This is a genomic window from Gulosibacter sediminis, from assembly GCF_014904065.1.
Taxonomy (GTDB): Bacteria; Actinomycetota; Actinomycetes; order Actinomycetales; family Microbacteriaceae; genus Gulosibacter; species Gulosibacter sediminis.
In genome coordinates this window covers 1-563 of the sequence record NZ_JACXJG010000056.1, presented here as the reverse complement: position 1 = coordinate 563, position 563 = coordinate 1, and the positions used below count along the sequence as shown (strand labels likewise).

At 67.1% G+C, this 563-nt stretch carries 1 protein-coding gene; it reads right to left on the bottom strand.

Translation table 11 applies throughout. The features are described from left to right. The coding region (locus ID132_RS12940) for a transposase (protein ID WP_193128814.1) at nt 1–563 on the bottom strand (563 nt) is incomplete at both ends.

Here is a 563-nt window from a genome sequence, read left to right as displayed (position 1 = left end):
TCGGACAGGTGTGGAACGACTCGACGACCTTCTCGGCGATCTGTCGCCCCTCAGCGAGGTCCTTCTGGTGATAGGCCGAGCGAAGTTGCTGCGCGCACTGCCATGCGACGAACACCTCGTCGTGGGCCGGGTTCGCCTCGATGGCTGCGGTCAGGCGCGCCCACTGCTTGTCGGTGAGGTTCTCAGCCCCGGCGCGGAGGATGGTCTGGATCCCGTAGAGCGGATCACCTTTCCGACCGCGATGGCCGAGAGTGTCTTGCTGGACCCGACGGCGAACCTCGTCGACCGCGACGGTGCCGAGCTTGACGACATGGAACGCGTCCAGCACGGCGGTGGCATCTTGCAGTTTGTCGTCGATCGCGGTCTTGTAACCGGCGAACGGATCCAGCGCCGCGACCTTCACCTGCTCGCGGAATGCGTCGCCACGTGCGCTGAGCCAGGTCGCGTAGGCCTTCCCCGACCTGCCCGGCACGAGGTCCAACAGCCGGGCCCGCGTCTTCCCGGTGCTGTCGCGGGTGAGGTCGACCATCCCGGTCAGCTCTTTCGGACCGCGCTTGCGCGGG